Genomic DNA, 25,136 nt, shown 5'->3' on the forward strand with positions numbered 1-25,136 from the left:
GGATGAGCGTATTTACCGTTAACTCTTGCGGACATCATGGAAAAAGAACCTATTCCTCAGGCCACGTCGCCCCTGGCTACGTGGCTTTCTTATCTGGAGCATCTGCACAGCAAAACTATCGATCTCGGGCTGACGCGGGTGAACGAAGTTGCCGGGCGGATGGCGGTAGTGAAACCCGCACCTTTCGTCTTTACGGTGGCGGGAACCAACGGTAAGGGGACCACCTGCCGTACGCTGGAATCGGTGCTGATGGCGGCGGGCTATAGGGTCGGCGTCTACAGTTCCCCGCATCTGGTGCGCTATACCGAACGCGTTCGCGTGCAGGGAGAGGAGCTGCCGGAAGCGGCGCATACCGCCTCTTTCGCCGAAATCGAAGCCGCGCGCGGTGAAATCTCCCTGAGCTATTTTGAGTTCGGTACGCTCTCCGCGCTGTGGCTGTTTAAGCAGGCGCAGCTGGATGTCGTTATCCTTGAGGTCGGGCTCGGCGGTCGCCTTGATGCGACAAATATCGTTGATGCCGACGTGGCGGTGGTGACCAGCATTGCGCTCGATCATACCGACTGGCTGGGGCCGGATCGCGAAAGCATCGGCCGCGAAAAGGCCGGTATTTTCCGCTCAGGCCGGCCGGCTATCGTCGGTGAACCGGATATGCCCCATACCATCGCCGACGTTGCGGCCGAGAAAGGCGCGGTGCTGCGGCGTCGCGGCGTTGACTGGCGCTACGCGAGCGGCGAGCAGGGGTGGGATTTCAGCGATGAGCAGGGGATGCTGGCGGGACTGCCGCTGCCTCAGGTGCCCATGCCGAATGCGGCGACGGCGCTTGCCGCGCTGCGCGCCAGCGGGCTGACGGTGAGCGAGCAGGCGATTCGCGACGGCATTAGGCAGGCGATGCTGCCCGGGCGTTTCCAGATAATTGGCGAGGCGCCGCGCGTGATCCTCGACGTTGCCCATAATCCGCACGCGGCGGCCTATCTGGCCGGGCGTCTCAAAAGCCTGCCGAAAACGGGGCGCGTGCTGGCGGTTATTGGTATGCTGCATGATAAGGATATTGCCGGTACGCTGGCAAACCTGATGGCTGAAGTTGATTGCTGGTACTGCGCGCCGCTGGAAGGGCCGCGTGGGGCAACGGCGGAGCAGCTACTGGAGCATTTGCGTACAGGGAGAGCCTGCGCAGACGTCGCTCAAGCATGGCATGCGGCCATGGCCGATGCCGGACCTGAAGATACGGTGCTGGTGTGTGGCTCATTCCACACGGTAGCGCACGTAATGGAAGAAATAGACGCGGGGAGAATCGGTGGCGAGTAAGTTTCAGAACCGTTTAGTCGGGACGATTGTGCTGGTGGCGCTGGGGGTCATTATCCTTCCAGGGCTGCTTGACGGTCAGAAAAAACACTATCAGGATGAGTTTGCGGCGATCCCGCTGGTGCCAAAGCCGGGCGATCGCGATGAGCCTGATATGCTACCGGCGGCAACGCAGGCCTTGCCTGCCCAGCCTCCGGAAGGGGCGGCAGAAGAGGTGAGGGCCGGAAATGCGGCGGCGCCGTCGCTGGATCCGTCGCGCATCCCGGTAAACAATAACAGCTTCGATGATGTACAGGAGCCGGTTGTCGCGCCGAAGCCGCAGCCGAAACCTCAGGCCCAGCCGAAGCCGCAACCTCAGCCGCAGCCTAAGCCGGTCGAGAAGCCTCAGCAGCCGCAGCAGCAGCAAACTGCCGCCCAAACGCCGGCGCCGAAGCCAGCTGAAATTCCTGCGCCGACCGGCAGAGCCTACGTGGTGCAGCTGGGCGCGCTGAAGAACGCGGACAAGGTCAACGAAATCGTCGGTAAGCTGCGCTCCTCCGGGTTCAAGGTTTACACGTCGCCTTCAACGCCGGTGCAGGGGAAAATCACCCGCATTCTGGTTGGCCCTGATGCCTCGAAAGATAAGCTGAAAGGCCAGCTTGGCGATCTGAAGCAGCTGTCGGGTCTGAGCGGCGTGGTGATGGGATACACGCCAAACTAGCCTTGCTATTCAGTCTGATAGCGTTGAAGAACGCCGAGGCTTGTGCCGGGAAAGGAGGTATTCTTCCTTGCGCGGTCAGGGTCGGGCAGAACGGTGGGCCGTCGGGCCCGCCACCCCGCTTGCTGTCGGCGAGCGAAGGTGCTGAATCCCTTACCTGACGCGCCCTGCAGAGGCGAAAGGCAGCATGGCGTTGAATGTTTTTTCAGCGCCATTTTTATTTCTGTAGGGCACGGAAATCCCTACGCAAACGTTTTCTTTTTCTGTTAGAATGCGCCCCGAACCGGACGACAGGGCGTAAAATCGTAGGATGTATATGGTCTGGATTGATTACGCCATTATTGCGGTGATTGGTTTTTCCTGTCTGGTAAGCCTGATCCGCGGCTTTGTTCGTGAAGCGTTATCGCTGGTAACCTGGGGATGTGCTTTCTTTGTTGCCAGTCATTACTACACTTACCTGGCTGTCTGGTTCACGGGCTTTGAAGACGAAATGGTCCGCAATGGGATTGCTATCGCGATACTGTTTATCGCAACGCTTATCGTCGGCGCTATCGTTAACTACGTGATTAGCGCACTGGTAGAGAAAACCGGCCTGTCGGGTACCGACAGGGTGTTAGGGATCTGTTTTGGCGCCCTCCGTGGCGTGCTGATTGTCTCGGCGATCCTGTTCTTTCTCGATAGTTTTACCGGTATGGCGAAGAGCGAAGACTGGCAAAAGTCGGAGCTTATCCCGCAGTTCAGTTTCGTTATCAGATGGTTTTTTGACTATCTGCAGAGCTCGTCAAGTTTCTTGCCCAAAGCATAAGCGTTGGGATGTAGCTGAACGAGGAAAAGACGTATGTGCGGTATTGTCGGTATCGCCGGTGTTATGCCGGTCAACCAGTCGATTTATGACGCGTTAACGGTGCTTCAGCATCGTGGCCAGGATGCCGCAGGCATCATCACCATTGATGCAAATAATTGCTTCCGCTTGCGTAAAGCAAACGGGCTGGTGAGCGATATTTTTGAGGCTCGCCACATGCAGCGTATGCAGGGCAACATGGGGATCGGCCACGTCCGTTACCCTACGGCTGGCAGCTCCAGCGCCTCCGAGGCTCAGCCTTTCTACGTTAACTCGCCGTATGGCATTACGTTGGCGCATAACGGTAACCTGACCAACGCGCACGAGCTGCGTAAAAAGCTGTTTGAAGAAAAACGCCGCCACATCAACACCACCTCCGATTCTGAGATTCTGCTCAATATTTTCGCCAGCGAGCTGGATAACTTCCGCCATTATCCGCTGGAAGCCGACAATATCTTTGCGGCAATTGCTGCGACCAATCGGCAGATTCGCGGCGCCTATGCCTGCGTGGCGATGATTATCGGCCACGGTATGGTGGCGTTTCGCGATCCGAACGGTATTCGCCCGCTGGTGCTGGGCAAGCGTGATATTGGCGACGGCCGTACCGAGTACATGGTGGCCTCCGAAAGCGTGGCGCTGGATACGCTGGGCTTTGAGTTCCTGCGCGACGTTGCGCCGGGTGAAGCGGTGTACATCACCGAAAAAGGCCAGCTGTTTACCCGCCAGTGTGCGGAGAACCCGGTCAGCAACCCGTGCCTCTTTGAGTACGTCTATTTTGCCCGTCCGGACTCCTTCATCGATAAGATCTCCGTCTACAGCGCTCGCGTGAATATGGGGACGAAGCTGGGCGAGAAGATTGCCCGCGAGTGGGAAGATCTGGACATTGACGTGGTCATTCCGATTCCGGAAACCTCCTGCGACATCGCGCTGGAAATTGCCCGTATTCTCGACAAGCCTTATCGTCAGGGCTTCGTTAAAAACCGCTACGTCGGCCGTACTTTTATCATGCCGGGCCAGCAGCTGCGTCGTAAATCAGTACGTCGTAAGCTCAACGCTAACCGCGCCGAGTTCCGTGATAAAAACGTCCTGCTGGTCGATGACTCCATCGTTCGCGGCACCACCTCGGAACAGATTATCGAGATGGCGCGCGAAGCGGGTGCGAAGAAGGTCTATCTGGCTTCCGCTGCGCCGGAAATTCGCTTCCCGAACGTCTACGGCATCGATATGCCGACGGCCACCGAGCTGATCGCTCACGGTCGTGAAGTTGACGAAATTCGGCAGATCATCGGCGCTGACGGCCTAATCTTCCAGGATCTGGACGATCTGATCGACGCCGTGCGGGCCGAGAATCCGGATATTCAGCAGTTTGAGTGTTCGGTATTTAATGGCGTGTACGTCACTAAGGACGTCGATCAGCAGTATCTGGATTATCTCGACTCCCTGCGTAACGACGATGCCAAAGCGGTGCAGCGTCAGAACGAAGTGGAAAACTTAGAGATGCATAACGAAGGCTAAACCGCGCCTTTGTTGTCAAAGCCCGCCGTCGGCAGACTGCGGGCTTTTTGTTTTTCGGGCCGCGGTTAGCGGGCCACCGGACTTGCGTCCGGTGCTATAATCCGGCAAAGTCTGCGACTCTAAGCAGAAGGGGCAACCATCGTGAAACGACTTATCATTGGAATTTCTGGCGCCAGCGGTGCCGTTTACGGCGTGCGGCTGCTCCAGATATTGCGCGATGTCGCGGATGTTGAAACCCATCTGATCATGAGCCAGGCTGCGCGGCAGACTTTGGCGCTGGAGACCGACTACTCGCTGCGTGAAGTTCAGGGGCTGGCTGACGTCGTCCACGATGCCCGCGACATCGCCGCCAGCATCTCTTCCGGCTCGTTTAAAACGGCCGGGATGGTGATACTACCCTGCTCGATGAAAACGCTTTCAGGCATTGTTCATAGCTACACCGATGGTCTGCTGACCCGGGCGGCGGACGTGGTGCTGAAAGAGCGTCGTCCGCTGGTGCTCTGCGTGCGCGAAACGCCGTTCCACCTCGGACACCTGCGTCTGCTGGTCCAGGCGGCGGAAATGGGCGCGGTAATCATGCCCCCGGTTCCGGCCTTCTATCACCGCCCGCAAACCCTGGATGACGTGATCAATCAGACGGTCAATCGCGTTATCGATCAGTTCGATATCACGCTGCCGCAGGACCTGTTTGCCCGCTGGCAGGGGGCCTGATCGCGCGCTAAAATAGTGCGCTTTATGATTCTTTGCGCCCAGATGGTGCAATTTTGTCGCCCCGATCAAATCCTCAACATTTAATTTGTTTTTTTGCGTTTCGACGCTGCGGTTTCTCCGTTAATACTGGTATCTTCCCTTTCAAGACAATCCTGCAACTTTATATTAACAAATTTAACGCTGTTTCCAGCACGCACTGAGAAAATGGCACAAAAACTGCAGGATACGTCGGCACTACACATAACTAAACAACGCACCGCATAACAACATCACGACACTTAAGGGTATTGTATGAAGAAGACGATCCTGGCCCTCTCTTTAATTATGGGAATTAGCAGTGCTTCCAGCGTCTTTGCAGCTCTGCCGCAAAGCATCCGCATCGGTACCGATGCCACCTACGCGCCATTCTCCTCTAAGGATGCCAAAGGTGATTTCGTCGGCTTTGACATCGATTTGGGTAACGAACTCTGTTCGCGTATCAAGGTAAAATGTACCTGGGTAGGGAGTGATTTTGATTCACTGATACCGTCGCTGAAGGCGAAGAAAATTGACGCCATCATCTCTTCATTATCGATTACCGAAAAACGTCAGCAGGAAATTGCCTTCTCTGACAAGCTTTATGCCGCAGACTCCCGTCTGATTGCGCCGAAAGGCTCCTCCATCCAGCCGACCCTGGAGTCGCTGAAGGGCAAACACGTCGGCGTGCTGCAGGGCTCTACTCAGGAGTCTTACGGTAACGAACGCTGGCGCAGTAAAGGCGTTGACGTGGTGGCCTATCAGAACCAGGACCTGATCTACTCTGACCTCGCCGCCGGCCGCCTTGACGCCGCGCTGCAGGATGAAGTGGCCGCCAGCGAAGGGTTCCTCAAACAGCCTGCCGGCAAAGATTTCGCCTTCGCCGGTCCCTCAGTCAAAGACAAACAGTTCTTCGGTGATGGCACCGGTATTGGCCTGCGCAAGGCGGATGGCGAGCTGAAAGCTGCCTTCGACAAAGCGTTGGGTGAAATGCGTAAAGACGGCACCTACGACAAGATGGCGAAGAAGTACTTCGACTTTAACGTTTACGGTGACTAAGCATGCCTGCCGCGGGCCCGGTATACCGGGCCCTTTAGCGTAGCGATAGCTATCAATGCCCCTTATTGGTGCATTCGTCGTATCGGCGTCTCATTTTGGTGCAAAAAATGCATAGTTAAGCGTTTATGATGCGAAAAAATTTGCTCCCCGGCGCAGAATGTTTTGCCATATCGGGGAGAAAAGTGGCACGATAACTGGCTTAAGTACTTCTAATAAACCCATTAGAATGACAGTTTGTTGAGGATAGTTATGAAAAAACTGGCGTTGTCTCTTTCTTTAGCGCTGGCCCTTTCCAGCGTTTCCACGGTATTCGCAGCAATTCCGCAAAAGGTTCGTATCGGTACAGATCCCACTTATGCCCCATTTGAATCGAAAAATGCGCAGGGTGAGTTGATTGGTTTTGACATCGATCTGGCCAAAGAGCTGTGTAAGCGCATCAATACGCAATGTACCTTCGTTGAAAACCCGCTGGACGCGCTGATCCCCTCTTTAAAAGCGAAGAAAATCGATGCGATTATGTCTTCGCTTTCTATTACTGAAAAACGCCAGCAGGAAATTGCCTTCACCGACAAACTTTATGCCGCCGATTCCCGCCTGGTGGTGAAAAAGGGCAGCGATATCACGCCGGATCTGACTCGTCTGAAGGGCAAGCGTATCGGCGTGCTGCAGGGCACAACCCAGGAAACTTACGGCAACGAGCACTGGGCGCCAAAAGGGATTGAGATTGTCTCCTATCAGGGCCAGGACAATATCTATTCCGACCTGACCGCTGGCCGCATTGACGCAGCGTTCCAGGATGAAGTGGCCGCCAGCGAAGGCTTCCTCAAGCAGCCGGTAGGTAAAGACTATCAGTTCGGCGGCCCGTCCATTAAGGACGAGAAGCTGTTTGGCGTCGGTACCGGCATGGGCCTGCGTAAAGACGACAACGAGCTGCGTGAAGCGCTGAACAAAGCCTTCGCTGAAATGCGCAAAGATGGCACCTACGACAAGCTGGCGAAAAAATATTTCGATTTTAACGTGTACGGCGACTAACCATCACGCGTACGCCACCGCGCGTCTCTTTGCGCGCGGTGGTCGATGATAGACAGGGCAGACAGCATGCTGTACGGGTTTTCACAGGTAATATTGCAGGGCGCTCTTGTCACGCTGGAGCTGGCCCTTAGTTCGGTTGTGCTGGCGGTCCTGATTGGTCTGGCCGGCGCCGGCGCGAAGCTATCGAGCAATCGACCGCTGGCGCTGGTATTTGAAGGCTACACCACCTTAATTCGCGGCGTGCCGGATCTGGTGCTGATGCTGCTGATTTTCTACGGGCTGCAGATCGCGCTGAACACGCTCACCGATGCGCTGGGAATGTCGCAGTTTGATATCGACCCGATGATTGCGGGCATCATCACGCTGGGCTTTATCTACGGCGCGTACTTTACGGAAACCTTCCGTGGCGCTTTCCTCGCGGTACCGAAAGGACATATCGAAGCGGCGACCGCCTTTGGTTTCAGCGGCGGGCAGACGTTCCGGCGCATTCTGTTCCCGGCGATGATGCGCTATGCGCTGCCGGGGATCGGCAACAACTGGCAGGTTATCCTGAAAGCCACGGCGCTGGTTTCGCTGCTGGGGCTGGAGGATGTGGTGAAAGCGACGCAGCTGGCGGGGAAAAGCACCTGGCAGCCGTTCTATTTTGCCATCGTCTGTGGCCTGATTTATCTCGTATTTACAACGATTTCCAATGGTGTGCTGCTGCTGCTTGAACGCCGTTATACCGTGGGCGTGAAGAGGGCTGACCTGTGATTGAGATTATTCAGGAGTACTGGAAATCCCTGCTATGGACCGACGGCTACCGTTTTACCGGCGTCGCCATCACGCTGTGGCTATTAATCTCCTCGGTGGTGATGGGCGGCGTGCTGGCGATTTTTCTCGCCATCGGACGCGTCTCCAGCAATAAGTACATTCAGTTTCCGATCTGGCTTTTTACCTATATTTTCCGCGGCACGCCGCTCTACGTGCAGCTGCTGGTGTTTTACTCCGGTATGTATACGCTGGAAATTGTCAAAGGTACCGAGCTGCTGAACGCCTTCTTCCGCAGCGGCCTGAACTGCACGGTGCTGGCGCTGACGTTGAATACCTGTGCCTATACGACGGAGATTTTTGCCGGGGCAATTCGTTCGGTTCCCGCCGGTGAAATTGAGGCGGCGCGGGCGTATGGTTTTTCATCGGCCAAACTGTATCGCTGCATTATTCTCCCCTCCGCGCTGCGCATCGCGCTGCCGGCGTACAGTAATGAAGTGATTCTGATGCTGCACTCCACCGCGCTGGCCTTTACCGCCACGGTGCCGGATCTGCTGAAAATTGCCCGTGATATTAACTCGGCGACCTATCAGCCGTTTACCGCCTTCGGCATTGCCGCGGTGCTGTACTTAATTATCTCGTATGTGCTGATTAGCCTGTTCCGCAAGGCGGAAAAGCGCTGGTTGCAGCATATAAAACCTTCTTCGACGCACTGAGAACGCCATGTCCGACAATAAATTAAACGTTATCGATCTTCATAAACGTTACGGCGAGCATGAGGTACTGAAAGGTGTCTCGATGCGGGCAGAAGCCGGGGACGTTATCAGCATCATCGGCTCATCGGGTTCCGGTAAAAGTACCTTTTTGCGCTGTATTAACTTCCTTGAGAAACCGAGCGAAGGCACGATTGTGGTGAGCGGGCAGAATATTGGCCTGGTGCGCGACAAGGATGGTCAGCTTAAGGTTGCAGATAAAAACCAGCTGCGCCTGCTGCGCACCCGTCTGACGATGGTATTCCAGCATTTCAACCTGTGGAGCCATATGACGGTGCTGGAAAACGTCATGGAAGCGCCCATTCAGGTACTGGGGCTGAGCAAGCAGGAAGCGCGAGTGCGGGCAGAGAAGTACCTGGCGAAAGTCGGCATTGACGAGCGTCAGCAGATCAAATATCCGGTGCATCTCTCCGGCGGTCAGCAGCAGCGCGTTTCCATTGCGCGCGCGCTGGCGATGGAGCCTGAAGTCCTTCTGTTCGACGAACCGACCTCCGCGCTCGACCCTGAGCTGGTGGGAGAAGTGCTGCGCATTATGCAGCAGCTGGCGGAAGAGGGGAAAACGATGGTGGTGGTGACGCACGAAATGGGCTTTGCCCGCCACGTTTCTTCGCACGTTATTTTCCTCCATCAGGGCAAAATTGAAGAGGAAGGCCATCCTGATGAGCTTTTCGGTAATCCGAAAAGCCCGCGTCTGCAGCAGTTCCTCAAGGGTTCGTTGAAGTAAATTTCGCGCTCTCCCCGGCGGGGTTAACCCTGCCGGGACAGGATCAGCGCTCCAGGCGATAGATCCAGTCATCGTAGTCAACGCCGTCCAGATGCCAGGCCTTTTCGAGGATCTGGATCCGCCGGAAACCCTGCTTTTCCAGCAGCCGCGAAGAACCTGAATTATCCCCGATGACCCACGCATTAATCGCGTTAACGCCGAGCCGGGCAAATCCATAGCGGCAAACCGCCTCCAGCGCTTCGCTGGCATAGCCATTCCCCTGAGCCTCAGGCAACAGGGCGTAGCCGACGTCGGCTTCGTGCGGATTTTTACTGCTGATGCGCAGGCCGATGTCGCCAAGAGCCTCGCCGCGGCTATCGCGTAGCACGAATACTCCGGATGCCTCACGCCGCGCATCGAAGACGTTTCGCAGCGCTTTCTCGTCAAGGATCGGCCCCATAAAGCGCATCACCTGAGGGTTACTGCGCAGGCGCAGGAAAAAGGGCCAGTCGGATTCGGTGAACGGGGAGAGCAGCAGGCGCGAGGTGGTTAGCGTAATCATAAGCGGGCCATGACGGAGGATCGTCCGTTAACCTTAACACCAGAAAGTCCCGGATAACACGATCCTGTCCCGATCGTTGCGACGGTTACCCGGCGGCCGGTGAGGCTGGCTGCAGCTTGTCGAGCCCGCGAAAATAGTGCATCACGGTTTCGCTCTGCTGAGAGGCCCGCAGCTGCAGGGCCAGATTCAGGCTGTCGAGGACTTCCGCGTGTACCACCAGCGGTGAGTCTGCTGCAATTCTTGCTTCCGCGACCAGCCAGCTGACAATAGTTTTCCAGCGCCACAGCGGCGAGTTGCCTTTTACGCGCTGTACGGGGCCGGGGAATTTGCCGGAGCCGCGCGCCCCGTCTTTCAGCAGGGCAACGGCCTGTCGTGAAAGACCGGTGAGTTCGGCGATATCGCTTAGGCCCACCAGCGTGGCATCAACGGACTCGACCCGGGCGTTCAGATTCGATGCGGATTCGATGTTATCGATGGCAGACAGAATCGCCCGTTCGAGGGATTCGCTTTCGCGATCGAACTCCAGATACACCGCCGTTCCGTAAAAACAAACCAGCGCGTCGGCACAGCCGGCGCGATACAGCGCGTCCTCGAGATCTGGCGTGTGGGCGCTAACGCCTGAAAGCGTCAGGGTAAAGTTATAGAGGGTCATAGTTTGCGCTCCTTATGATTAAACCAGGCCGTCGACGTTGAACGACAGCGGTCGACCATCCTGATAATTTGCCTCGCGTGGTTCTCGGGAACGGCAGGAGTAGACCAGATGCTCATCATGTGTTCGCGATGATTGGCCGTACCGCACCTGAGCCGTCCGAAGCAGTGCGCGCTTTTCCCGCCAGCAATAAAAATCCACCCCCGGGCGCGAGCATAGTCGATGGCTGCCCTAATGTGCTTATCCGGATGTTCCTTCATCAATGTGTCCTCAGATATTGAGCGTTATGTTGACGGTTGTCAACAGTGTTGTGTCGAAAAAACAAACACCGGGACGTTATGACAGAGAGCGGGAAAGAACGCTGGAACGAGCTTCACGGCAATAAGTGAACGGCGGTGGGAGATTGGATTACTGCGAGATAGCTTCCACGGGCGGCAGGCGAGCAGGAGAGCCCGGGAGAGCATTAATAAATCTCCCGGGATTAAATTGGGTTAGCCAAGGACGTCTTTTAGCGCTTCTTCTAAATCGTACCAGCGAAAGCCAAAGCCCGCGGCTTCCAGGCGTTTTGGCAACGCGCGCTGGCCGCCGAGCACCAGTACCGATGATTCACCCATAAGCAGGCGTATCGCCGCCGCCGGGACGCGAAAAATAGCCGGGCGATTTAGCGCCTGGCCAAGCGCGTGGGCGAACTGTTCGTTGCGTACCGGATAAGGCGAAACCATGTTGAAGGGGCCGCGCAGGTCGTTATCCAACAGCCACAGAATAGCGTTAACCATATCGTCGATATGGATCCACGCCAGATACTGCCTGCCGCTGCCGATAGGGCCACCAAGGCCGAGCTTAAAGGCAGGGGTCATTTTGGCAAGGATGCCGCCTCTGGATGCCAGCACAACGCCGGTTCGCAGCAGGCAGACGCGGGTGCGGTCGCTTTGCGCTTCGCAGGCCAGCTGTTCCCAGCGGGCGCAGAGTTTGTGGGTGAACTCATTGTGCGGCGGCTCTTCTTCGGTGACAACAACCTCCCCCAGGTCGCCATAATAACCTGCCGCAGAGCCGCTAATCAGCACTGCAGGCGGGGTGTCGCTGGCGTTGATGAGCGCGACCAGCTTTTGCGTGATGTCCCAGCGGCTGTGGCACAGGCGCTGCTTTTGCTCCGCCGTCCAGCGTTTGTCGGCGATAGGCTCGCCCGCCAGATTGATAACGGCGTCAATGTCGTTGAGGTGCTGGTGATTGTCAAAGCCGCGCCACAGCGTGACGCGGGGATCGAGCCGGGCGCGGGCTTTTTCCGGGCTGCGCGTGGATACCGTTACGTTATGCCCCAGCTCAAGCAGCCGGGGGATGAGATGTCGACCAATCAGGCCGGTACCGCCGGTAAGCAGAATCTTCATAGCGCCTCCCTAAGAAGCCTACCGCCGCCAGCTCATGGTCATTGATACCGAGTCGGCGTAGCGTAGTGCATAAAGTTTATCGATCTCAACTTCAGCATAAGTGACCCAGTGATGTTCGCATGCGATATCGAGCACATCCTGAGTTAATTTTTCCAGTAAGGAGAAGCGGTTATTCTCTATATGGCTGATGATACGCTTGGTGATGGTGCGGTAATTCAGCGCATCGTTGATATCTTCGCTGTTGCGTGATTGATCCGCTGGGTAGTGAATGGCGACATTGACCACCACATCCTGACGGTTAGCAATCTCTTCCTCTTTAATACCAATAAAAGTACGCAAGCGTAGGTTCTTTATACGAATAATGGCGTCTGGCTGAGACATTGCAGGCTTCCTCCGTGTTGTAATTTCCGCAATCATACATGAAAGCAGGTCGTGCGAGCAGGGGGTTAAGATTGCTGAATTTTCAGCAACGCCTCGGCGGTTGCAGGGCGCTGGCGAATACGCTCAAACCAGTTATGTACCGCCGGGAAGTTTGCCAGATCGATACGCTGGCGCTGATGCGCGTTAATCCACGGCCAGCAGGCGATATCGGCAATGCTGTAGCGCTCGCCGCCGAGCCACGGGCTGACCTCCAGACGCCGGTTGAGCACGCTATATAGCCGCTGCGTTTCCACCTGATAACGCTCAATGGCATAGGGAACCGTCTGCGGCGCTGAATGGTTAAAGTGCTGATTTTGCCCCAGCATCGGCCCCAATCCGCCCACCTGCCAGAACAGCCACTGCAACGTAACGTGGCGCTCGCGCAGCTCTCCGCTCAGCAGCTTTGCCGATTTCTCGGCGAGATAGAGCAGAATGGCCCCGGATTCGAACAGGCTTAGCGGCGCTCCGCCGTCAACGGGAACGTGGTCGACTATCGCCGGGATTTTATTGTTGGGTGAGAGGATGAGAAACTGCGGGCGGAACTGTTCGCCCTTATTGATATCGACCCGAATCAGCCGATAGGCCAGCTCAGCCTCTTCGAGGAACAGAACGATTTTTTGGCCGTTTGGGGTGGGTGCGTAGTAAAGATCGATCATGATGTCTCCCGCCGTCGTGGGTCGCCAGTTTTCGAGTATAGGTGACCTGGCGTATTACGGGAGCGCAGGGGGCGGAAATTCAGCGCGCCGCGGTGGCCGGAGCCCTCATTTCGCGCACCAGAGCGATAAACGCCTGCAGCCCCGGTGGGATATGGCGGCGGCCCGGGTAGTAGAGAGAGAGGCCGCCAAAAGATGGGCACCAGTCGTCCATCACGCTGATAAGCCTGCCGCCGGCAAGATCGTCCTGGATGAACCAGTCAGAAATAAACGCCAGCCCGATCCCCGCCAGCGCCGCGCGGTGAATGGCCTGCATCTCGCTAAGAATAATGCGCGGCGGGACGTTAAGCGCCATTTTTTGCCCATCCCGCTCGAGCTCCCAGCGATAAATTCCGCCGTGAGACATACGCATGCCAATCCCCTGATGATGCATAAGATCGTCCGGACCGAATGGAACGCCATGCCGGGCAAAATAGTCCGGGGTGCCGACGATCAGCATCCGCGCGTTGGGCGTCAGGGCGACGGCAATCATGTCCTGCGGCAGCGACTCCGCCAGGCGGATCCCCGCGTCGTAGCCTTCGGCAACGATATCCACCAGCCGGGATTCGGTGGTGATATCCAGGCGCATGGATGGATAGCGCTTGAGGAAGGTCTCGAAAATATCAAACAGCAGGGCAACGCTTTCGCGCGGCGCGTTGATCCGCAGCGTCCCGCTCGGCATTTCAGGCCGGGTGGCGACCTCCTCCGAGGCGCGCTGGATTTCGGCTACGGCGGGCGCTATCCGCTCAACGTAACGCTGTCCGGCTTCGGTCAACGCGACGCTGCGGGTCGTACGATTGAACAGGCGCACGTTCAGGCGGGCCTCCAGTCCGGCCACGGCGTTGCTGACGGCGGTCGCCGACATACCCAGCTCCCGGGCCGCTGCCCGAAAGCTTTGCCGGTGCGCGACGGCGAGGAGGACTTCGAGTTCGGTAATACCGCTACGCTGCATAATTATCCCGATTTTCGTAACAGACTGTGTTGATTATACCTGCTTATCGCGGCAATACGACGACCCTATACTGCCGGGTATCCAACAAGGTGGGGAGAGCGTTATGCAGAACATCAACCAAATTTATATCAACGGCCAGTTTGTCACGCCGCACGGTAGCGAAGAGTTTGCGCTGTTTAATCCGACGACCGAAGCGACGATTGGCCGGGTCCGCCTGGCTGATGAACGGGACGCAGAGCAGGCGATTGCTGCGGCAAAAGCGGCATTTCCGGCGTGGTCGCGGACGACGAAAGAGGAGCGTTTGGCGGTGCTGGAACGCATGTATCTTGCCGTTCAGGCGCGGGAGGCCGACCTGCTGGAAGCGATTGTCACGGAATACGGCGCACCGGCTTCCCGCTCGCAATGGATGGCGACGTGGCCGGCGCAAACCATCAGGCAGGCGATGGTCACGCTGGAGCACTTTGAGTTCGTCGAGCAGGCCGGGCGTGCCCGGGTGGTGATGACGCCGCTCGGCGTCGCGGGATTGATTACGCCGTGGAACAGCGATGCCGGTTTTATTTGCAGCAAGCTGGCGACGGCGATGGCTGCGGGCTGTACGGCAGTGATTAAGCCGAGCGAGATGAGCGCCTGGCAGACGCAAATTATTAGCGAAGCGCTGCACGCGGCCGGGATCCCGGCGGGGGTATTTAATATCGTCACCGGGCGCGGTGAGATCGTGGGGGATGTGATTAACCATCACCCCGATATCGCAAAAATTTCGTTTACCGGCTCAACCGCCGTCGGCAAACATATCATAGAAAGCGGGGCGCAAACGCTCAAGCGCGTGACGCTGGAGCTTGGGGGCAAGTCGCCCACCGTGATTCTTGATGATGCGGATATCGAGCAGGCGGTTCCGCTGGCGCTGGCGGCCGGGTTTATGAACAGCGGGCAGGCGTGCGTTGCCGGCACGCGTATTTTGGTCCCCGCCCGGCGCCAGGCCGAGTTTGAGCAGGCCATCGTGCAGGCCGTGGAAGCCGACTATACGTCTGGCGACCCGCGCGATCCGCGGACCGTGATTGGCCCGATGGTCAGCCATAAGCAGTGGCAGCGGGTGCAGGATTATATCCGCCTTGGCCAGCAGGAGGGCGCCCGGGTGCTGACGGGAGGCGTTGGCCGGCCGCAGGGCATGGAAAAAGGCTGGTGCGTTAAACCGACCGTGTTCAGCGATGCGCATAATCAGATGCGTATCGCGCGGGAAGAGATTTTTGGCCCGGTGCTGGTCATTATCCCTTATCAGGACGAGGCTGAAGCGATTGCGATCGCTAACGACACCGCGTACGGGCTGAGCGCGCTGGTACTATGCGGCGATCGCCTGCGCGGGACGGAGGTGGCGCTGGCGATTGAGTCCGGGCGCGTGCTGGTTAATACCCTCGAACATGAGCCGCAGGCGCCGTTTGGCGGGTTCAAGCAATCCGGGGTGGGGCGTGAAATGGGGAGATGGGGAATGCAGGCCTATCTGGAGCCGAAAACGCTGCTCGTTGGCTAGTGCAAAATCCTCATGGTGCGGTAAGTGACATCCCTCAGAAGACAGGATATGTTGCTTTATCGCCCCATTATTAATTGAGGATGCCATGAGCCAGCCGGTCATTACCCTGTGGTCCGATTCCGATTTTTTCTCTCCGTACGTGATGTCAGTCTACGTTTCCCTGCAGGAGAAGAGCCTGCCTTTTACGCTTAAAACCGTCAATCTGGACAGCGGCGAACACCTGCAGGCGGGCTGGAAGGGATACTCCTGCACCCGGCGCGTGCCGCTGCTGGAAGTTGACGATTTTGCCCTCAGCGAATCGTCCGCGATTAGCGAATATCTCGACGAGCGCTTTGCGCCGCCGGAGTGGGAGCGGCTCTATCCCCACGATCTGCAAAAGAGGGCCCGCGCCCGCCAGGTTCAGGCCTGGCTGCGCAGCGATCTGCTGCCCATTCGCGAAGAGCGCTCTACCGACGTTATCTTCGCCGGACAAAAGAAACCGTCCCTTAGCGCGGCGGGGCGCAGGAGCGCGGAAAAACTATTCGAGACCGCTTCCGAACTGCTGGCCCACGGCGGCACCAATCTGTTCGGCGAATGGTCAATTGCCGATACTGACCTCGCACTGATGCTCAACCGGCTGGTGCTTAACGGCGATGAGGTGCCGGAGCGGCTGGCAGATTACGCCGCCTTCCAGTGGCAGCGGGCGTCCGTTCAGCGCTATGCCGCACTGTCGGCCAAACGAGCCGGCTGATTCGCGTTCGCGGTTCCGCTATCATGGGGCATCGTAATGCGTGGAGATGAAAAAATGCGGCTGATGTTTGCATCGGATATTCATGGCTCTTTGCCCGCCGCCGAGCGCGTGCTGGAACGGTTCGCGCAGAGCGGGGCGCAGTGGTTGATTATTCTGGGTGACGTGCTCAACCACGGGCCGCGTAACGCTCTCCCTGAGGGCTACGCGCCGGCTGAAGTTGCCGGGAAGCTCAATGGCGCTGCGGCGCGCATTATTGCCGTACGCGGCAACTGCGACAGCGAGGTCGATCAGATGCTGCTGGACTTTCCCATCACCGCGCCCTGGCAGCAGGTTCTGACTGAACGGTGTCGGCTGTTTCTGACTCACGGGCATCTGTACAGCCCCGAAAAATTGCCGTCGCTCTGCGCTGGCGATGTCCTGGTTTATGGTCATACTCATATTCCGGTAGCCGAGAAGCGCGGCGATATTTTTCTCTTTAACCCCGGTTCCGTGAGCATCCCCAAAGGGGGATTTCCCGCCAGCTATGGCCTCCTTGACGGGGATCGGCTGCAGGTTTTAGCACTCGATGATCATCAGGTTATTGCAGAGGTGGCAATTAACCCGTAATTTACCCCCAACCGTAAAGACGCGCCGCAAGAGCGCTTTAAAAAGTAAGGTTTCCTGATGGCGGAACAGAACGATTTGGCAAGCACAGAATGGGTAGATATCGTTAATGAAAACAATGAGGTGATAGCGCAATCGAGCCGCGAGCAAATGCGCGCGCAGTGCCTGCGCCATCGTGCAACCTACATTGTCGTTCATGATGGGATGGGCAAAATTCTGGTGCAGCGTCGTACCGAGATAAAAGATTTTCAGCCGGGCATGCTGGATGCCACCGCCGGTGGCGTGGTGCAGGCCGACGAGCAGCTGCTGGATTCAGCGCGTCGCGAGGCCGAAGAGGAGCTGGGCATTGCTGGCGTCCCCTTTGCCGACCACGGCCAGTTCTACTACGAAGATAAGCACTGCCGCGTCTGGGGAAGCCTGTTTAGCTGCGTGTCGCACGGTCCCTTTGCTTTGCAGGAAGAAGAGGTCAGCGAAGTGTGCTGGCTGACGCCGGAAGAGATCACCGCCCGCTGCGATGAGTTCACCCCGGATTCGTTAAAAGCGCTGGCGCTGTGGATGACCCGCAATGCCAACAACGAGTCGGCAAAACCAGAAAAGCAGGAAAAGCAGGAAGAGGCCGAGTAGCCGCCTAGCAGCTATCCCGCAGGCATAAACTGGAGACGATGGGTTTTCTGCCGCTCCAGTTTCCTTCATTAAGGCGCTCCAGAAGGGCGCGTCCAGCTTCAATACCAATCTTGTGATGCGGTACCGCCATCGTGGTTAGCGGCGGCTGGCAGACCCGGCTGACATCGCTATCGCCGAAGCCGACGACTGCCAAATCGTCGGGGACTTTAATGCGTCGACGCTGGCACTCATACAGCGCGCCGCACGCCAGCTCGTCAGAAACGCAGACCAGCGCATCCAGCTCCGGCCACGCCAGCAGAAATTCCGGTAGCTGCGAAGCGCCGGTGGAAAAACTGGGAGGAAGCGCGGCGTTAATTACCCGATTCGGCGACATATGGTGGCGCAGCATCGCTTTGTACCACCCCTGCAGATGCTGCTGAAAAATCCACTGCTCCTGGTTGGCGCACAGCAGGCCGATATTCTGATAGCCGCGATGGATGAGCATTTCGGTGAGCTCGAACATGGCGGCAACGTTATCAATGCCGATATTCATGTCAATCGGGTCGGCGCGCATGGCGCCCATCTCCATCACTGGAATCGACGCGTTATTCAGCCAGTGGCGTACGGTGTCGCTATGTTCAACGCTGAGCAGAATGGCGGCCGCAATGTTCGACGCCAGCAGCGTTTCCAGCAGCTTCTCTTCCTGTTCAAGGCGATGCTGCGACTCCGCCAGCATAATCTGATAACCCGCCGGCTGCAGCACCTGCTGTAGCCCGGCAAACATCGCGGAGCAGCCCGCTTCGGCAAGATTTGGCACCACCATGGCTATCGTTCTTGAGGAGGCGGAAGCCAGCGCGCTGGCGGCCAGATTGGGCATATATCCCAGCTCCTGCACCGCGGCTTCTATTTTTTCACGAAGCTTGTCGGAAACCTGCTCCGGCGTGCGCAGCGCACGCGAGACGGTCATCGTGCCCACGCCAGCAAGCTGGGCAACATCGGCGATCGTCACCTTACCGGTACTACGCCGTTTTCGGGTTAGAGACATACACATTCCTGCTGAACAGACGCTTTTCATTAGCATCCATCACTTTACGTTTCAGGGAGTATACGCCTTAAATCCACATTTTTGCTGCGTTTTCATATGATGATTGCGAATTGATAGCGCTATCACAATTTTGAATGTTATCTGTTGGTAGCGCTATCTTTGTGATCGCCGTCGCAGCTAACTGCTGTGCGCTTGAATAAAGTTTGCCCATCTTTTGCTAAAAGACGGGGGAGATAAAATGCTCAGTAAATGGATCTTTGATGCCACTATCACGCTCCGGCAGAGCGTAGAAGAGTGGCCTCAGGCTCTTGAGGTTTGTGCCAGGCCGCTGCTCGAGGCTGGCGTTATTGCGCCCGAGTACGTGACCGCGATTGTGGAACAACATGCGAAGCTGGGGCCCTACTATGTGCTGGCGCCGGGGCTGGCAATGCCGCATGCGCGGCCGGAAGAGGGGGCCAGAGGCCTCGGCCTTTCGCTGCTGAAGCTGGAGCAGGGCGTGTCGTTTGGTTCAGAAGAGTTCGACCCGGTCGATATTATTATTATGCTGGCGGCGCCCGACAAGCACAGTCATATCGAGATGATTTCCGCGCTGGCTGAATTATTTTCCAGTGACGAAGATATGGAACAATTACATCAGGCGAAAACCCTGGAGGAAATTAAAACGATAATCGCGCGATTCTGATCTTATTCATAACCTGATTTATAACCCATTACGCCCGGCGTGATGCGGACCAACTGTACCCAAAAAAGGTGATAACAATGAAAATTATGGCGATTTGCGGTTCTGGCCTGGGCAGTAGTTTTATGGTTGAAATGAATATTAAAAAAGTGCTTAAAAAGCTCGAAATTGAAGCGGAAGTTGAACACTCCGATCTCTCATCGGCAACGCCGGGAGCGGCAGATTTATTCGTGATGGCTAAAGATATCGCCGCCAGCGCCAGCGTGCCGGAAAGCCAGCTGGTGGTGATTACCAACATCATCGACATCAATGAACTCGAAGCGCAGCTGCGCGCGTGGTTCGCCAAACAATAACTATTTGTAGCGAGGCGGATATGTTTATCCTTGAAACGCTGAATTTTGTTGTTGATATTCTGAAAGTGCCCTCGGTGCTGGTGGGGTTAATTGCGCTGATCGGCCTGGTGGCACAAAAAAAATCATTTTCTGACGTCGTCAAAGGAACGATTAAAACCATTCTTGGCTTTATTGTTTTAGGCGGTGGGGCGACGGTATTAGTTGGCTCGTTGAATCCGCTGGGAGGCATGTTTGAACACGCCTTTAATATTCAGGGAATTATTCCAAATAATGAGGCGATTGTTTCTATTGCCCTCGAAAAATACGGCGCGTCAACCGCGCTGATTATGGCCTTTGGGATGGTTGCGAATATCATCGTCGCCCGCTTTACGCGGCTGAAGTATATCTTCCTGACCGGGCATCATACCTTCTATATGGCCTGTATGATCGGCGTGATCCTCACCGTGGCTGGCTTCGAAGGCGTCGGGCTGGTGTTTACCGGCTCGCTGATCTTAGGCCTGGTGATGGCGTTCTTCCCGGCGCTGGCGCAGCGCTATATGAAGCGAATTACCGGAACCGATGATATCGCCTTCGGCCACTTCGGTACCCTGGGCTACGTGCTTTCGGGCTGGATTGGCAGCGTCTGTGGGAAAGGCTCCCGCTCCACCGAAGAGATGAATCTGCCGAAGAACCTCAGCTTCCTGCGCGACAGCTCCATCTCTATCTCCCTGACGATGATGATTATATACCTGATCATGGCCGTAAGCGCCGGGCGCGAGTATGTAGAAAGCACCTTCAGCGGCGGCCAGAACTATCTGGTCTACGCCATCATCATGGCGATTACCTTCGCCGCCGGGGTGTTCATCATCCTGCAAGGGGTGCGCTGATCCTCGCGGAAATCGTGCCGGCATTTACCGGATTCTCAGAAAAGCTGGTGCCGAACGCGCGTCCTGCGCTGGACTGCCCGGTGGTCTACCCGTATGCGCCCAATGCGGTGCTGATCGGCTTCCTGTTCAGCTTCCTCGGTGGTCTGGTGGGGCTGTTCCTGCTCGGACAAATGAGTCTGGTGCTGATTCTACCGGGCGTCGTGCCGCACTTTTTCACCGGCGCGACGGCGGGAGTCTTCGGCAACGCCACCGGCGGTCGTCGGGGCGCAATGATTGGCGCGTTTGCCAACGGCCTGCTGATCACCTTCCTGCCGGTGCTGCTGCTGCCGGTTCTGGGGGCGATCGGTTTTGCCAATACCACCTTCTCTGACGCCGACTTCGGCGCAATCGGCATCGTGCTCGGCAACCTGGCGCGCTACCTGTCGCCGTTTGCGATTACGGGTCTTGTTGTGGCGCTGTTCGCTCTGCTGGTTGCGTACAACGTCTTTGCGAAGAAGAAACCTGCGGGCAATGGCGCGCAGGAGAATACCGGAGCGAAATCATGAATGTGCAAGAAGTGACCCAACTGGCGCGCGACATTCGCGTCGCCACGCTTAAATCGCTGACCAATCTGGGTTTTGGCCACTATGGCGGCAGCATGTCGGTCGTCGAAACGCTGGCGGTGCTGTACGGCGCGGTGATGAAAATCGACCCCGCCGACCCGGACTGGCCGGAGCGCGACTACTTTGTGCTGTCAAAAGGGCATGCCGGTCCGGCGCTCTACAGCACCTTAGCCATCAAGGGCTATTTCCCGATGGAAGAGCTCAGCACGCTGAACCATAACGGCACCCGTCTGCCGAGCCACCCGGACCGTCTGAAAACGCGGGGAGTCGATGCGACCACCGGTTCGCTGGGGCAGGGGATTTCCATCGCCGGCGGCATGGCGCTCTCACATAAGCTGGCCGGGCGCCCGAATCGGGTATTCTGCATTGTCGGCGACGGCGAGCTCAACGAGGGGCAGTGCTGGGAGGCGTTTCAGTTTATTGCCCACCATCGCCTGAATAACCTGACGGTGTTTGTTGACTGGAACAAACTGCAGCTCGACGGCGCGCTCGACGAAATTATCCGCGCCTTTAACCTGGAGGAGAAGTTCCGCGCCTTTGGTTTTGACGCCATCACCGTGAAGGGGGACGACATTGTCGGGCTGCTGGAGGCGGTACAGCCCGTGCCGGCCGCCGATGCCCGTCCGCGGGTGGTGATCCTCGACAGCATTAAAGGGCAGGGCGTGCCGTATCTCGAGCAGCTCAGCAACTCCCATCACCTGCGCCTGACGGATGAGATGACTGTGGCGCTGAATGAGACGATTCGTCAACTGGAGGCCGCACATGATTAACGTCGCACCCGCAGGACAAAAAGACGCCGTGGAAATGCGCAAAGTGTACGCCGGCTTTGTCGCCCGGCAGATTGAGGCCGGGAGCGACATTATCGCCCTCGAGGCCGATCTGATGAGTTCGATGGCAATGGACGGCGTGGCGCGGGATTATCCGCAGCACGTGATCAACTGCGGCATCATGGAGGCCAACGTTATCGGGACCGCCGCCGGCCTGTCGCTGACCGGACGCCAGCCGTTTGTTCATACCTTTACCGCGTTTGCCAGCCGCCGCTGCTTCGACCAGCTGTTTATGGCGCTGGATTATCAGCGTAACAACGTCAAGGTGATTGCCTCCGACGCCGGCGTTACCGCCTGCCATAACGGCGGCACCCATATGTCGTTTGAAGATATGGGGATTGTTCGCGGCCTGGCGCACTCGGTGGTGCTGGAGGTCACCGATGCGGTGATGTTCGACGATATCCTGCGCCAGCTGATGAAGCTTCACGGTTTCTACTGGGTGCGTACCATCCGCAAGCAGGCGCCGAGCGTCTACGCCCCGGGCTCAACGTTTACCATCGGCAAGGGCAACGTGCTGCGGGAAGGCGAAGATATTACCCTGATCGCCAACGGCATTATGGTGGCCGAGGCGCTGGAGGCGGCGCGACAGCTCGAACAGGAAGGCGTCAGCGCGGCGGTGATTGACATGTTTACCCTCAAGCCTATCGACCGCATGCTGGTGAAAAATTATGCCGAGAAAACCGGGCGTATCGTGACCTGCGAAAACCACAGTATTCACAACGGGCTGGGCTCAGCCGTCGCCGAGGTGCTGGTGGAAACCTGTCCGGTGCCGATGCGCCGCGTGGGGGTGAAGGAGCGCTATGGTCAGGTCGGTACCCAGGATTTCCTGCAGAAGGAGTATGGCCTGACGGCCCATGATATTGTGTCGGCGGCGAGAGAGCTGCTGTAAATAAAAAAGGCGACCACAGGGTCGCCTTTGTTGTTACCGACCGGCGCAGGCGCCGGCGGAGAGTATTACTGCTGCTGCTGAGACGACTGAATCGCGGTCAGCGCGATGGTGTAGACGATATCGTCTACCAGCGCGCCGCGGGACAGGTCGTTCACCGGCTTACGCATACCCTGCAGCATCGGCCCGATGGAGATCAGGTCAGCAGAACGCTGTACGGCTTTGTAAGTGGTGTTACCGGTGTTCAGATCCGGGAAGATGAACACGGTCGCGCGGCCGGCAACCGGAGAGTTCGGTGCCTTGGATTTTGCCACGTCAGCCATAACGGCGGCATCGTACTGCAGCGGGCCGTCGATCATCAGGTCAGGACGTTTTTCCTGCGCCAGACGCGTTGCTTCACGCACTTTTTCGACGTCGCTACCGGCGCCGGAGGTGCCGGTGGAGTAGGAGAGCATCGCCACGCGCGGTTCAATGCCAAAGGCAATTGCGGAGTCCGCGGACTGAATTGCGATCTCTGCCAGCTGTTCTGCGGTTGGGTCCGGGTTAATCGCGCAGTCGCCGTACACGTAAACCTGTTCAGGCAGCAGCATGAAGAACACGGAGGAGACCAGAGAGCTGCCCGGCGCCGTTTTGATCAGCTGCAGCGGCGGACGGATGGTGTTGGCGGTGGTGTGTACCGCGCCGGACACCAGGCCGTCGACTTCGTCCTGTTCCAGCATCAGGGTGCCGAGAACGACGTTGTCTTCCAGCTGCTCGCGAGCAACCGCTTCGGTCATACCTTTGCTCTTACGCAGTTCGACCAGGCGAGCCACGTAGCTTTCGCGAACCACTTCCGGATCGACGATTTCGATACCCGAACCCAGCTCTACGCCCTGAGCGGCGGCAACGCGGTTGATCTCATCCGGGTTACCCAGCAGCACGCAGGTTGCGATACCGCGTTCTGCACAGATTGCCGCAGCTTTAACGGTACGCGGCTCGTCGCCTTCCGGCAGAACGACGCGTTTGCCCGCTTTGCGCGCCAGCTCGGTGAGCTGGTAGCGGAAGGCCGGCGGAGAGAGGCGACGGCTGCGCTCGGAGGTCGCAGTCAGGGACTCGATCCAGTCGGCGTTGATGTAGCTTGCCACGTATTCCTGAACTTTCTCGATGCGCTCGTGATCGTCAACCGGAACTTCCAGGTTGAAGCTCTGCAGGCTCAGAGAGGTCTGCCAGGTGTTGGTGTTCACCATGAATACCGGCAGGCCGGTGGCAAACGCGCGTTCGCACAGCTTGCTCACGCGGGCGTCCATTTCGTAGGCGCCGGTCAGCAGCAGCGCGCCGATTTCTACGCCGTTCATCGCCGCCAGGCAGGCTGCAACCAGGACGTCAGGACGATCGGCGGAGGTCACCAGCAGGGAACCTGCGCGGAAGTGTTCCAGCATGTGCGGAATGCTGCGCGCACAGAAGGTAACGGATTTCACGCGGCGGGTGTTAATATCGCCTTCATTGATGATGGTGGCATTCAGGTGGTGCGCCATATCGATTGCGCGGGTGGCAATCAGATCGAAGCTCCACGGCACCGCGCCGAGGATCGGCAGCGCGCTGCCGTTCTGCAGCTGAGCCGGATCGATCTTGACCACTTTCGCTTTCGATGAGTCATCGAAAATTTCAGACAGGTCAGGACGGGTACGTCCCTGCTCGTCAACCGGCGCGTTCAGCTTGTTGACGATAACACCGGTAATGTTGGTGTTCTTCGTGCCGCCGAAGCTGTTGCGGGTCAGTTCGATACGCTCGTTCAGCTGTTCCTGGGTATCGGTGCCCTGGGACATCACGAAGACGATTTCAGCGTTCAGGGTTTTGGCGATTTCGAAGTTCAGCGACTGGGCAAACTGGTGTTTACGCGTCGGGACCAGGCCTTCTACCAGCACGACTTCAGCATCCTGAGTGCTTGTGTGGTAGTTAGCGATGATCTCTTCCATCAGCACGTCTTTCTGGTTGCTGGACAGCAGCGACTCGACGTGGCTCATCTTCAGCGGCTCTGCGGCCGGAAGGTTGGAATTCGCGCGCACGATGGCGGTCGTCTGGTCAGGCGCATCGCCGCCAGCACGCGGTTGCGCGATAGGTTTAAAGACGCTCAGACGAACGCCCTTACGTTCCATAGCACGGATAACGCCGAGGCTGACGCTGGTCAGGCCTACGCTGGTTCCGGTAGGGATTAGCATGATTATACGGGACACGATATATCCTCTTTCGTTACCGCCAGTATCAGGCGGGATACAAAAACAGCACCCCCAGCTTCCCGTCATACTTCAAGCTGCATACTTGTTGGCTTTTGCCCTTGCGGGCCGCCGCGACGACGGATTTGTCGCTCACCCCGGTCACG

Annotated in this window: 27 protein-coding genes and 1 pseudogene; 19 read left to right on the forward strand and 9 right to left on the reverse strand. The window is 57.5% G+C overall.

Annotation, left to right across the window (positions count from 1 at the left end; translation table 11 throughout):
* The first annotated feature begins 36 nt into the window (after positions 1 to 36).
* The 5 genes from folC (at position 37) to HCK03_RS07320 (ending at position 5,066) form a co-directional block, all read left to right on the forward strand.
* Complete coding sequence (folC, locus tag HCK03_RS07300; protein WP_132512372.1) at positions 37 to 1,305, forward strand: bifunctional tetrahydrofolate synthase/dihydrofolate synthase; 1,269 nt, start codon at positions 37 to 39, stop codon at positions 1,303 to 1,305.
* Positions 1,295 to 2,002: a cell division protein DedD gene (gene dedD / locus HCK03_RS07305; protein ID WP_143966659.1), complete on the forward strand. Its 708-nt coding sequence runs from the start codon at positions 1,295 to 1,297 to the stop codon at positions 2,000 to 2,002. The genes folC and dedD overlap by 11 nt, the downstream gene beginning before the upstream one ends.
* 313 nt (positions 2,003 to 2,315) lie before the next feature.
* Positions 2,316 to 2,804: a colicin V production protein gene (gene cvpA / locus HCK03_RS07310; protein ID WP_041147709.1), complete on the forward strand. Its 489-nt coding sequence runs from the start codon at positions 2,316 to 2,318 to the stop codon at positions 2,802 to 2,804.
* Between the two features lie 33 nt (positions 2,805 to 2,837).
* The gene (gene purF / locus HCK03_RS07315; protein WP_041146594.1) at positions 2,838 to 4,355 is read left to right on the forward strand and encodes an amidophosphoribosyltransferase; all 1,518 of its coding nucleotides are present in this window, start codon (positions 2,838 to 2,840) and stop codon (positions 4,353 to 4,355) included.
* 141 nt (positions 4,356 to 4,496) lie between these two features.
* The gene (locus tag HCK03_RS07320) at positions 4,497 to 5,066 is read left to right on the forward strand and encodes a UbiX family flavin prenyltransferase (protein WP_041146593.1); all 570 of its coding nucleotides are present in this window, start codon (positions 4,497 to 4,499) and stop codon (positions 5,064 to 5,066) included.
* 80 nt (positions 5,067 to 5,146) lie between these two features.
* Here the strand turns inward: HCK03_RS07320 and HCK03_RS07325 are convergent, their stop codons facing one another.
* The gene (locus HCK03_RS07325; RefSeq protein WP_161795682.1) at positions 5,147 to 5,308 is read right to left on the reverse strand and encodes a hypothetical protein; all 162 of its coding nucleotides are present in this window, start codon (positions 5,306 to 5,308) and stop codon (positions 5,147 to 5,149) included.
* Positions 5,309 to 5,357: 49 nt separating this feature from the next.
* Between HCK03_RS07325 and argT the strand changes: the two genes are divergently transcribed.
* The 5 genes from argT to hisP all read left to right on the forward strand — a co-directional run bounded on the left by argT (position 5,358) and on the right by hisP (position 9,419).
* A complete protein-coding gene (gene argT / locus HCK03_RS07330; protein ID WP_041146592.1) occupies positions 5,358 to 6,140 on the forward strand; it encodes a lysine/arginine/ornithine ABC transporter substrate-binding protein ArgT in 783 nt (260 codons plus the stop codon).
* A 249-nt stretch (positions 6,141 to 6,389) separates the two neighbouring features.
* The gene (gene hisJ, locus HCK03_RS07335; RefSeq protein ID WP_041146591.1) at positions 6,390 to 7,172 is read left to right on the forward strand and encodes a histidine ABC transporter substrate-binding protein HisJ; all 783 of its coding nucleotides are present in this window, start codon (positions 6,390 to 6,392) and stop codon (positions 7,170 to 7,172) included.
* 66 nt (positions 7,173 to 7,238) lie between these two features.
* A complete protein-coding gene (locus tag HCK03_RS07340; protein ID WP_041146590.1) occupies positions 7,239 to 7,925 on the forward strand; it encodes a histidine ABC transporter permease HisQ in 687 nt (228 codons plus the stop codon).
* Positions 7,922 to 8,638: an ABC transporter permease gene (locus HCK03_RS07345; protein WP_041146589.1), complete on the forward strand. Its 717-nt coding sequence runs from the start codon at positions 7,922 to 7,924 to the stop codon at positions 8,636 to 8,638. Before HCK03_RS07340 ends, HCK03_RS07345 begins: the two co-directional genes overlap by 4 nt.
* Before the next feature lie 7 nt (positions 8,639 to 8,645).
* On the forward strand, positions 8,646 to 9,419 hold the full coding sequence (gene hisP, locus HCK03_RS07350; RefSeq protein WP_041146588.1) for a histidine ABC transporter ATP-binding protein HisP: 774 nt from the start codon (positions 8,646 to 8,648) through the stop codon (positions 9,417 to 9,419).
* Between the two features lie 43 nt (positions 9,420 to 9,462).
* Here hisP and HCK03_RS07355 read toward each other — a convergent pair whose 3' ends face one another.
* The 6 genes from HCK03_RS07355 to HCK03_RS07385 all read right to left on the reverse strand — a co-directional run bounded on the left by HCK03_RS07355 (position 9,463) and on the right by HCK03_RS07385 (position 14,058).
* A complete protein-coding gene (locus HCK03_RS07355; RefSeq protein WP_135184195.1) occupies positions 9,463 to 9,960 on the reverse strand; it encodes a GNAT family N-acetyltransferase in 498 nt (165 codons plus the stop codon).
* Between the two features lie 85 nt (positions 9,961 to 10,045).
* Positions 10,046 to 10,612: a helix-turn-helix transcriptional regulator gene (locus tag HCK03_RS07360; RefSeq protein ID WP_167691340.1), complete on the reverse strand. Its 567-nt coding sequence runs from the start codon at positions 10,610 to 10,612 to the stop codon at positions 10,046 to 10,048.
* A 488-nt stretch (positions 10,613 to 11,100) separates the two neighbouring features.
* Positions 11,101 to 11,994: a TIGR01777 family oxidoreductase gene (locus HCK03_RS07370; RefSeq protein ID WP_076945802.1), complete on the reverse strand. Its 894-nt coding sequence runs from the start codon at positions 11,992 to 11,994 to the stop codon at positions 11,101 to 11,103.
* A gap of 18 nt (positions 11,995 to 12,012) precedes the next feature.
* Positions 12,013 to 12,375, reverse strand: a complete 363-nt coding sequence (gene folX, locus HCK03_RS07375; RefSeq protein ID WP_041146583.1) for a dihydroneopterin triphosphate 2'-epimerase — start codon at positions 12,373 to 12,375, stop codon at positions 12,013 to 12,015.
* Between the two features lie 65 nt (positions 12,376 to 12,440).
* Positions 12,441 to 13,070 carry a GSH-dependent disulfide bond oxidoreductase gene (gene yfcG, locus HCK03_RS07380; RefSeq protein ID WP_141334757.1) on the reverse strand — a complete coding sequence of 210 codons (630 nt, stop codon included), beginning with the start codon at positions 13,068 to 13,070 and terminating at the stop codon, positions 12,441 to 12,443.
* A 79-nt stretch (positions 13,071 to 13,149) separates the two neighbouring features.
* Complete coding sequence (locus HCK03_RS07385; RefSeq protein WP_115192177.1) at positions 13,150 to 14,058, reverse strand: LysR family transcriptional regulator; 909 nt, start codon at positions 14,056 to 14,058, stop codon at positions 13,150 to 13,152.
* A 103-nt stretch (positions 14,059 to 14,161) separates the two neighbouring features.
* On the opposite strand from HCK03_RS07385, the gene HCK03_RS07390 reads away from it, so the two are divergent.
* The 4 genes from HCK03_RS07390 (at position 14,162) to yfcD (ending at position 17,540) form a co-directional block, all read left to right on the forward strand.
* Positions 14,162 to 15,583 (forward strand): aldehyde dehydrogenase family protein, encoded by a 1,422-nt coding sequence (locus HCK03_RS07390; RefSeq protein ID WP_167691341.1) that lies wholly within the window; start codon positions 14,162 to 14,164, stop codon positions 15,581 to 15,583.
* 85 nt (positions 15,584 to 15,668) lie between these two features.
* Positions 15,669 to 16,313, forward strand: a complete 645-nt coding sequence (gene yfcF, locus HCK03_RS07395) for a glutathione transferase (RefSeq protein ID WP_167691342.1) — start codon at positions 15,669 to 15,671, stop codon at positions 16,311 to 16,313.
* Between the two features lie 54 nt (positions 16,314 to 16,367).
* Complete coding sequence (gene yfcE, locus HCK03_RS07400; RefSeq protein ID WP_041147708.1) at positions 16,368 to 16,919, forward strand: phosphodiesterase; 552 nt, start codon at positions 16,368 to 16,370, stop codon at positions 16,917 to 16,919.
* 57 nt (positions 16,920 to 16,976) lie between these two features.
* Positions 16,977 to 17,540: an NUDIX hydrolase YfcD gene (gene yfcD, locus HCK03_RS07405; RefSeq protein ID WP_041146578.1), complete on the forward strand. Its 564-nt coding sequence runs from the start codon at positions 16,977 to 16,979 to the stop codon at positions 17,538 to 17,540.
* Between the two features lie 4 nt (positions 17,541 to 17,544).
* Here the strand turns inward: yfcD and HCK03_RS07410 are convergent, their stop codons facing one another.
* Positions 17,545 to 18,564 (reverse strand): LacI family DNA-binding transcriptional regulator, encoded by a 1,020-nt coding sequence (locus HCK03_RS07410; RefSeq protein WP_041146577.1) that lies wholly within the window; start codon positions 18,562 to 18,564, stop codon positions 17,545 to 17,547.
* A 238-nt stretch (positions 18,565 to 18,802) separates the two neighbouring features.
* On the opposite strand from HCK03_RS07410, the gene HCK03_RS07415 reads away from it, so the two are divergent.
* From HCK03_RS07415 to HCK03_RS07435, 5 genes and pseudogenes are all read left to right on the forward strand, one after another.
* A complete protein-coding gene (locus HCK03_RS07415) occupies positions 18,803 to 19,246 on the forward strand; it encodes a PTS sugar transporter subunit IIA (RefSeq protein ID WP_076945798.1) in 444 nt (147 codons plus the stop codon).
* Between the two features lie 77 nt (positions 19,247 to 19,323).
* A complete protein-coding gene (locus HCK03_RS07420; protein WP_041146575.1) occupies positions 19,324 to 19,596 on the forward strand; it encodes a PTS sugar transporter subunit IIB in 273 nt (90 codons plus the stop codon).
* A gap of 20 nt (positions 19,597 to 19,616) precedes the next feature.
* Positions 19,617 to 21,007 (forward strand): annotated as a pseudogene (locus tag HCK03_RS07425) (PTS ascorbate transporter subunit IIC).
* Entirely contained in the window at positions 21,004 to 21,834 is an 831-nt protein-coding gene (locus HCK03_RS07430; RefSeq protein ID WP_167691343.1) for a transketolase, read from the forward strand. The pseudogene HCK03_RS07425 and the gene HCK03_RS07430 overlap by 4 nt, the downstream one beginning before the upstream one ends.
* Positions 21,827 to 22,780, forward strand: coding sequence for a transketolase family protein (locus HCK03_RS07435; RefSeq protein ID WP_123551766.1), 954 nt, complete (start codon positions 21,827 to 21,829; stop codon positions 22,778 to 22,780). Before HCK03_RS07430 ends, HCK03_RS07435 begins: the two co-directional genes overlap by 8 nt.
* Positions 22,781 to 22,845: 65 nt before the next feature.
* On the opposite strand, the gene pta is transcribed toward HCK03_RS07435, so the two are convergent.
* Positions 22,846 to 24,990: a phosphate acetyltransferase gene (gene pta / locus HCK03_RS07440; protein WP_167691344.1), complete on the reverse strand. Its 2,145-nt coding sequence runs from the start codon at positions 24,988 to 24,990 to the stop codon at positions 22,846 to 22,848.
* Between the last annotated feature and the right edge of the window lie 146 nt (positions 24,991 to 25,136).

This window comes from Klebsiella terrigena, from assembly GCF_012029655.1.
Taxonomy (GTDB): domain Bacteria; phylum Pseudomonadota; class Gammaproteobacteria; order Enterobacterales; family Enterobacteriaceae; genus Klebsiella; species Klebsiella terrigena.

Bases quoted from the DNA above. Each gene is read 5' to 3' on its own strand.
- yfcD (WP_041146578.1), top strand. From the start codon at position 16,977: ATGGCGGAACAGAACGATTTGGCAAGCACAGAATGGGTAGATATCGTT.
- hisJ (WP_041146591.1), top strand. From the start codon at position 6,390: ATGAAAAAACTGGCGTTGTCTCTTTCTTTAGCGCTGGCCCTTTCCAGC.
- HCK03_RS07430 (WP_167691343.1), top strand. From the start codon at position 21,004: ATGAATGTGCAAGAAGTGACCCAACTGGCGCGCGACATTCGCGTCGCC.
- HCK03_RS07415 (WP_076945798.1), top strand. From the start codon at position 18,803: ATGCTCAGTAAATGGATCTTTGATGCCACTATCACGCTCCGGCAGAGC.
- hisP (WP_041146588.1), top strand. From the start codon at position 8,646: ATGTCCGACAATAAATTAAACGTTATCGATCTTCATAAACGTTACGGC.
- argT (WP_041146592.1), top strand. From the start codon at position 5,358: ATGAAGAAGACGATCCTGGCCCTCTCTTTAATTATGGGAATTAGCAGT.
- folX (WP_041146583.1), bottom strand. From the start codon at position 12,375: ATGTCTCAGCCAGACGCCATTATTCGTATAAAGAACCTACGCTTGCGT.
- HCK03_RS07355 (WP_135184195.1), bottom strand. From the start codon at position 9,960: ATGATTACGCTAACCACCTCGCGCCTGCTGCTCTCCCCGTTCACCGAA.
- folC (WP_132512372.1), top strand. From the start codon at position 37: ATGGAAAAAGAACCTATTCCTCAGGCCACGTCGCCCCTGGCTACGTGG.
- HCK03_RS07370 (WP_076945802.1), bottom strand. From the start codon at position 11,994: ATGAAGATTCTGCTTACCGGCGGTACCGGCCTGATTGGTCGACATCTC.
- HCK03_RS07360 (WP_167691340.1), bottom strand. From the start codon at position 10,612: ATGACCCTCTATAACTTTACCCTGACGCTTTCAGGCGTTAGCGCCCAC.
- HCK03_RS07420 (WP_041146575.1), top strand. From the start codon at position 19,324: ATGAAAATTATGGCGATTTGCGGTTCTGGCCTGGGCAGTAGTTTTATG.
- HCK03_RS07340 (WP_041146590.1), top strand. From the start codon at position 7,239: ATGCTGTACGGGTTTTCACAGGTAATATTGCAGGGCGCTCTTGTCACG.
- HCK03_RS07385 (WP_115192177.1), bottom strand. From the start codon at position 14,058: ATGCAGCGTAGCGGTATTACCGAACTCGAAGTCCTCCTCGCCGTCGCG.
- yfcF (WP_167691342.1), top strand. From the start codon at position 15,669: ATGAGCCAGCCGGTCATTACCCTGTGGTCCGATTCCGATTTTTTCTCT.
- purF (WP_041146594.1), top strand. From the start codon at position 2,838: ATGTGCGGTATTGTCGGTATCGCCGGTGTTATGCCGGTCAACCAGTCG.
- HCK03_RS07325 (WP_161795682.1), bottom strand. From the start codon at position 5,308: ATGTGTAGTGCCGACGTATCCTGCAGTTTTTGTGCCATTTTCTCAGTG.
- cvpA (WP_041147709.1), top strand. From the start codon at position 2,316: ATGGTCTGGATTGATTACGCCATTATTGCGGTGATTGGTTTTTCCTGT.
- yfcE (WP_041147708.1), top strand. From the start codon at position 16,368: ATGCGGCTGATGTTTGCATCGGATATTCATGGCTCTTTGCCCGCCGCC.
- yfcG (WP_141334757.1), bottom strand. From the start codon at position 13,070: ATGATCGATCTTTACTACGCACCCACCCCAAACGGCCAAAAAATCGTT.
- HCK03_RS07410 (WP_041146577.1), bottom strand. From the start codon at position 18,564: ATGTCTCTAACCCGAAAACGGCGTAGTACCGGTAAGGTGACGATCGCC.
- HCK03_RS07390 (WP_167691341.1), top strand. From the start codon at position 14,162: ATGCAGAACATCAACCAAATTTATATCAACGGCCAGTTTGTCACGCCG.
- HCK03_RS07435 (WP_123551766.1), top strand. From the start codon at position 21,827: ATGATTAACGTCGCACCCGCAGGACAAAAAGACGCCGTGGAAATGCGC.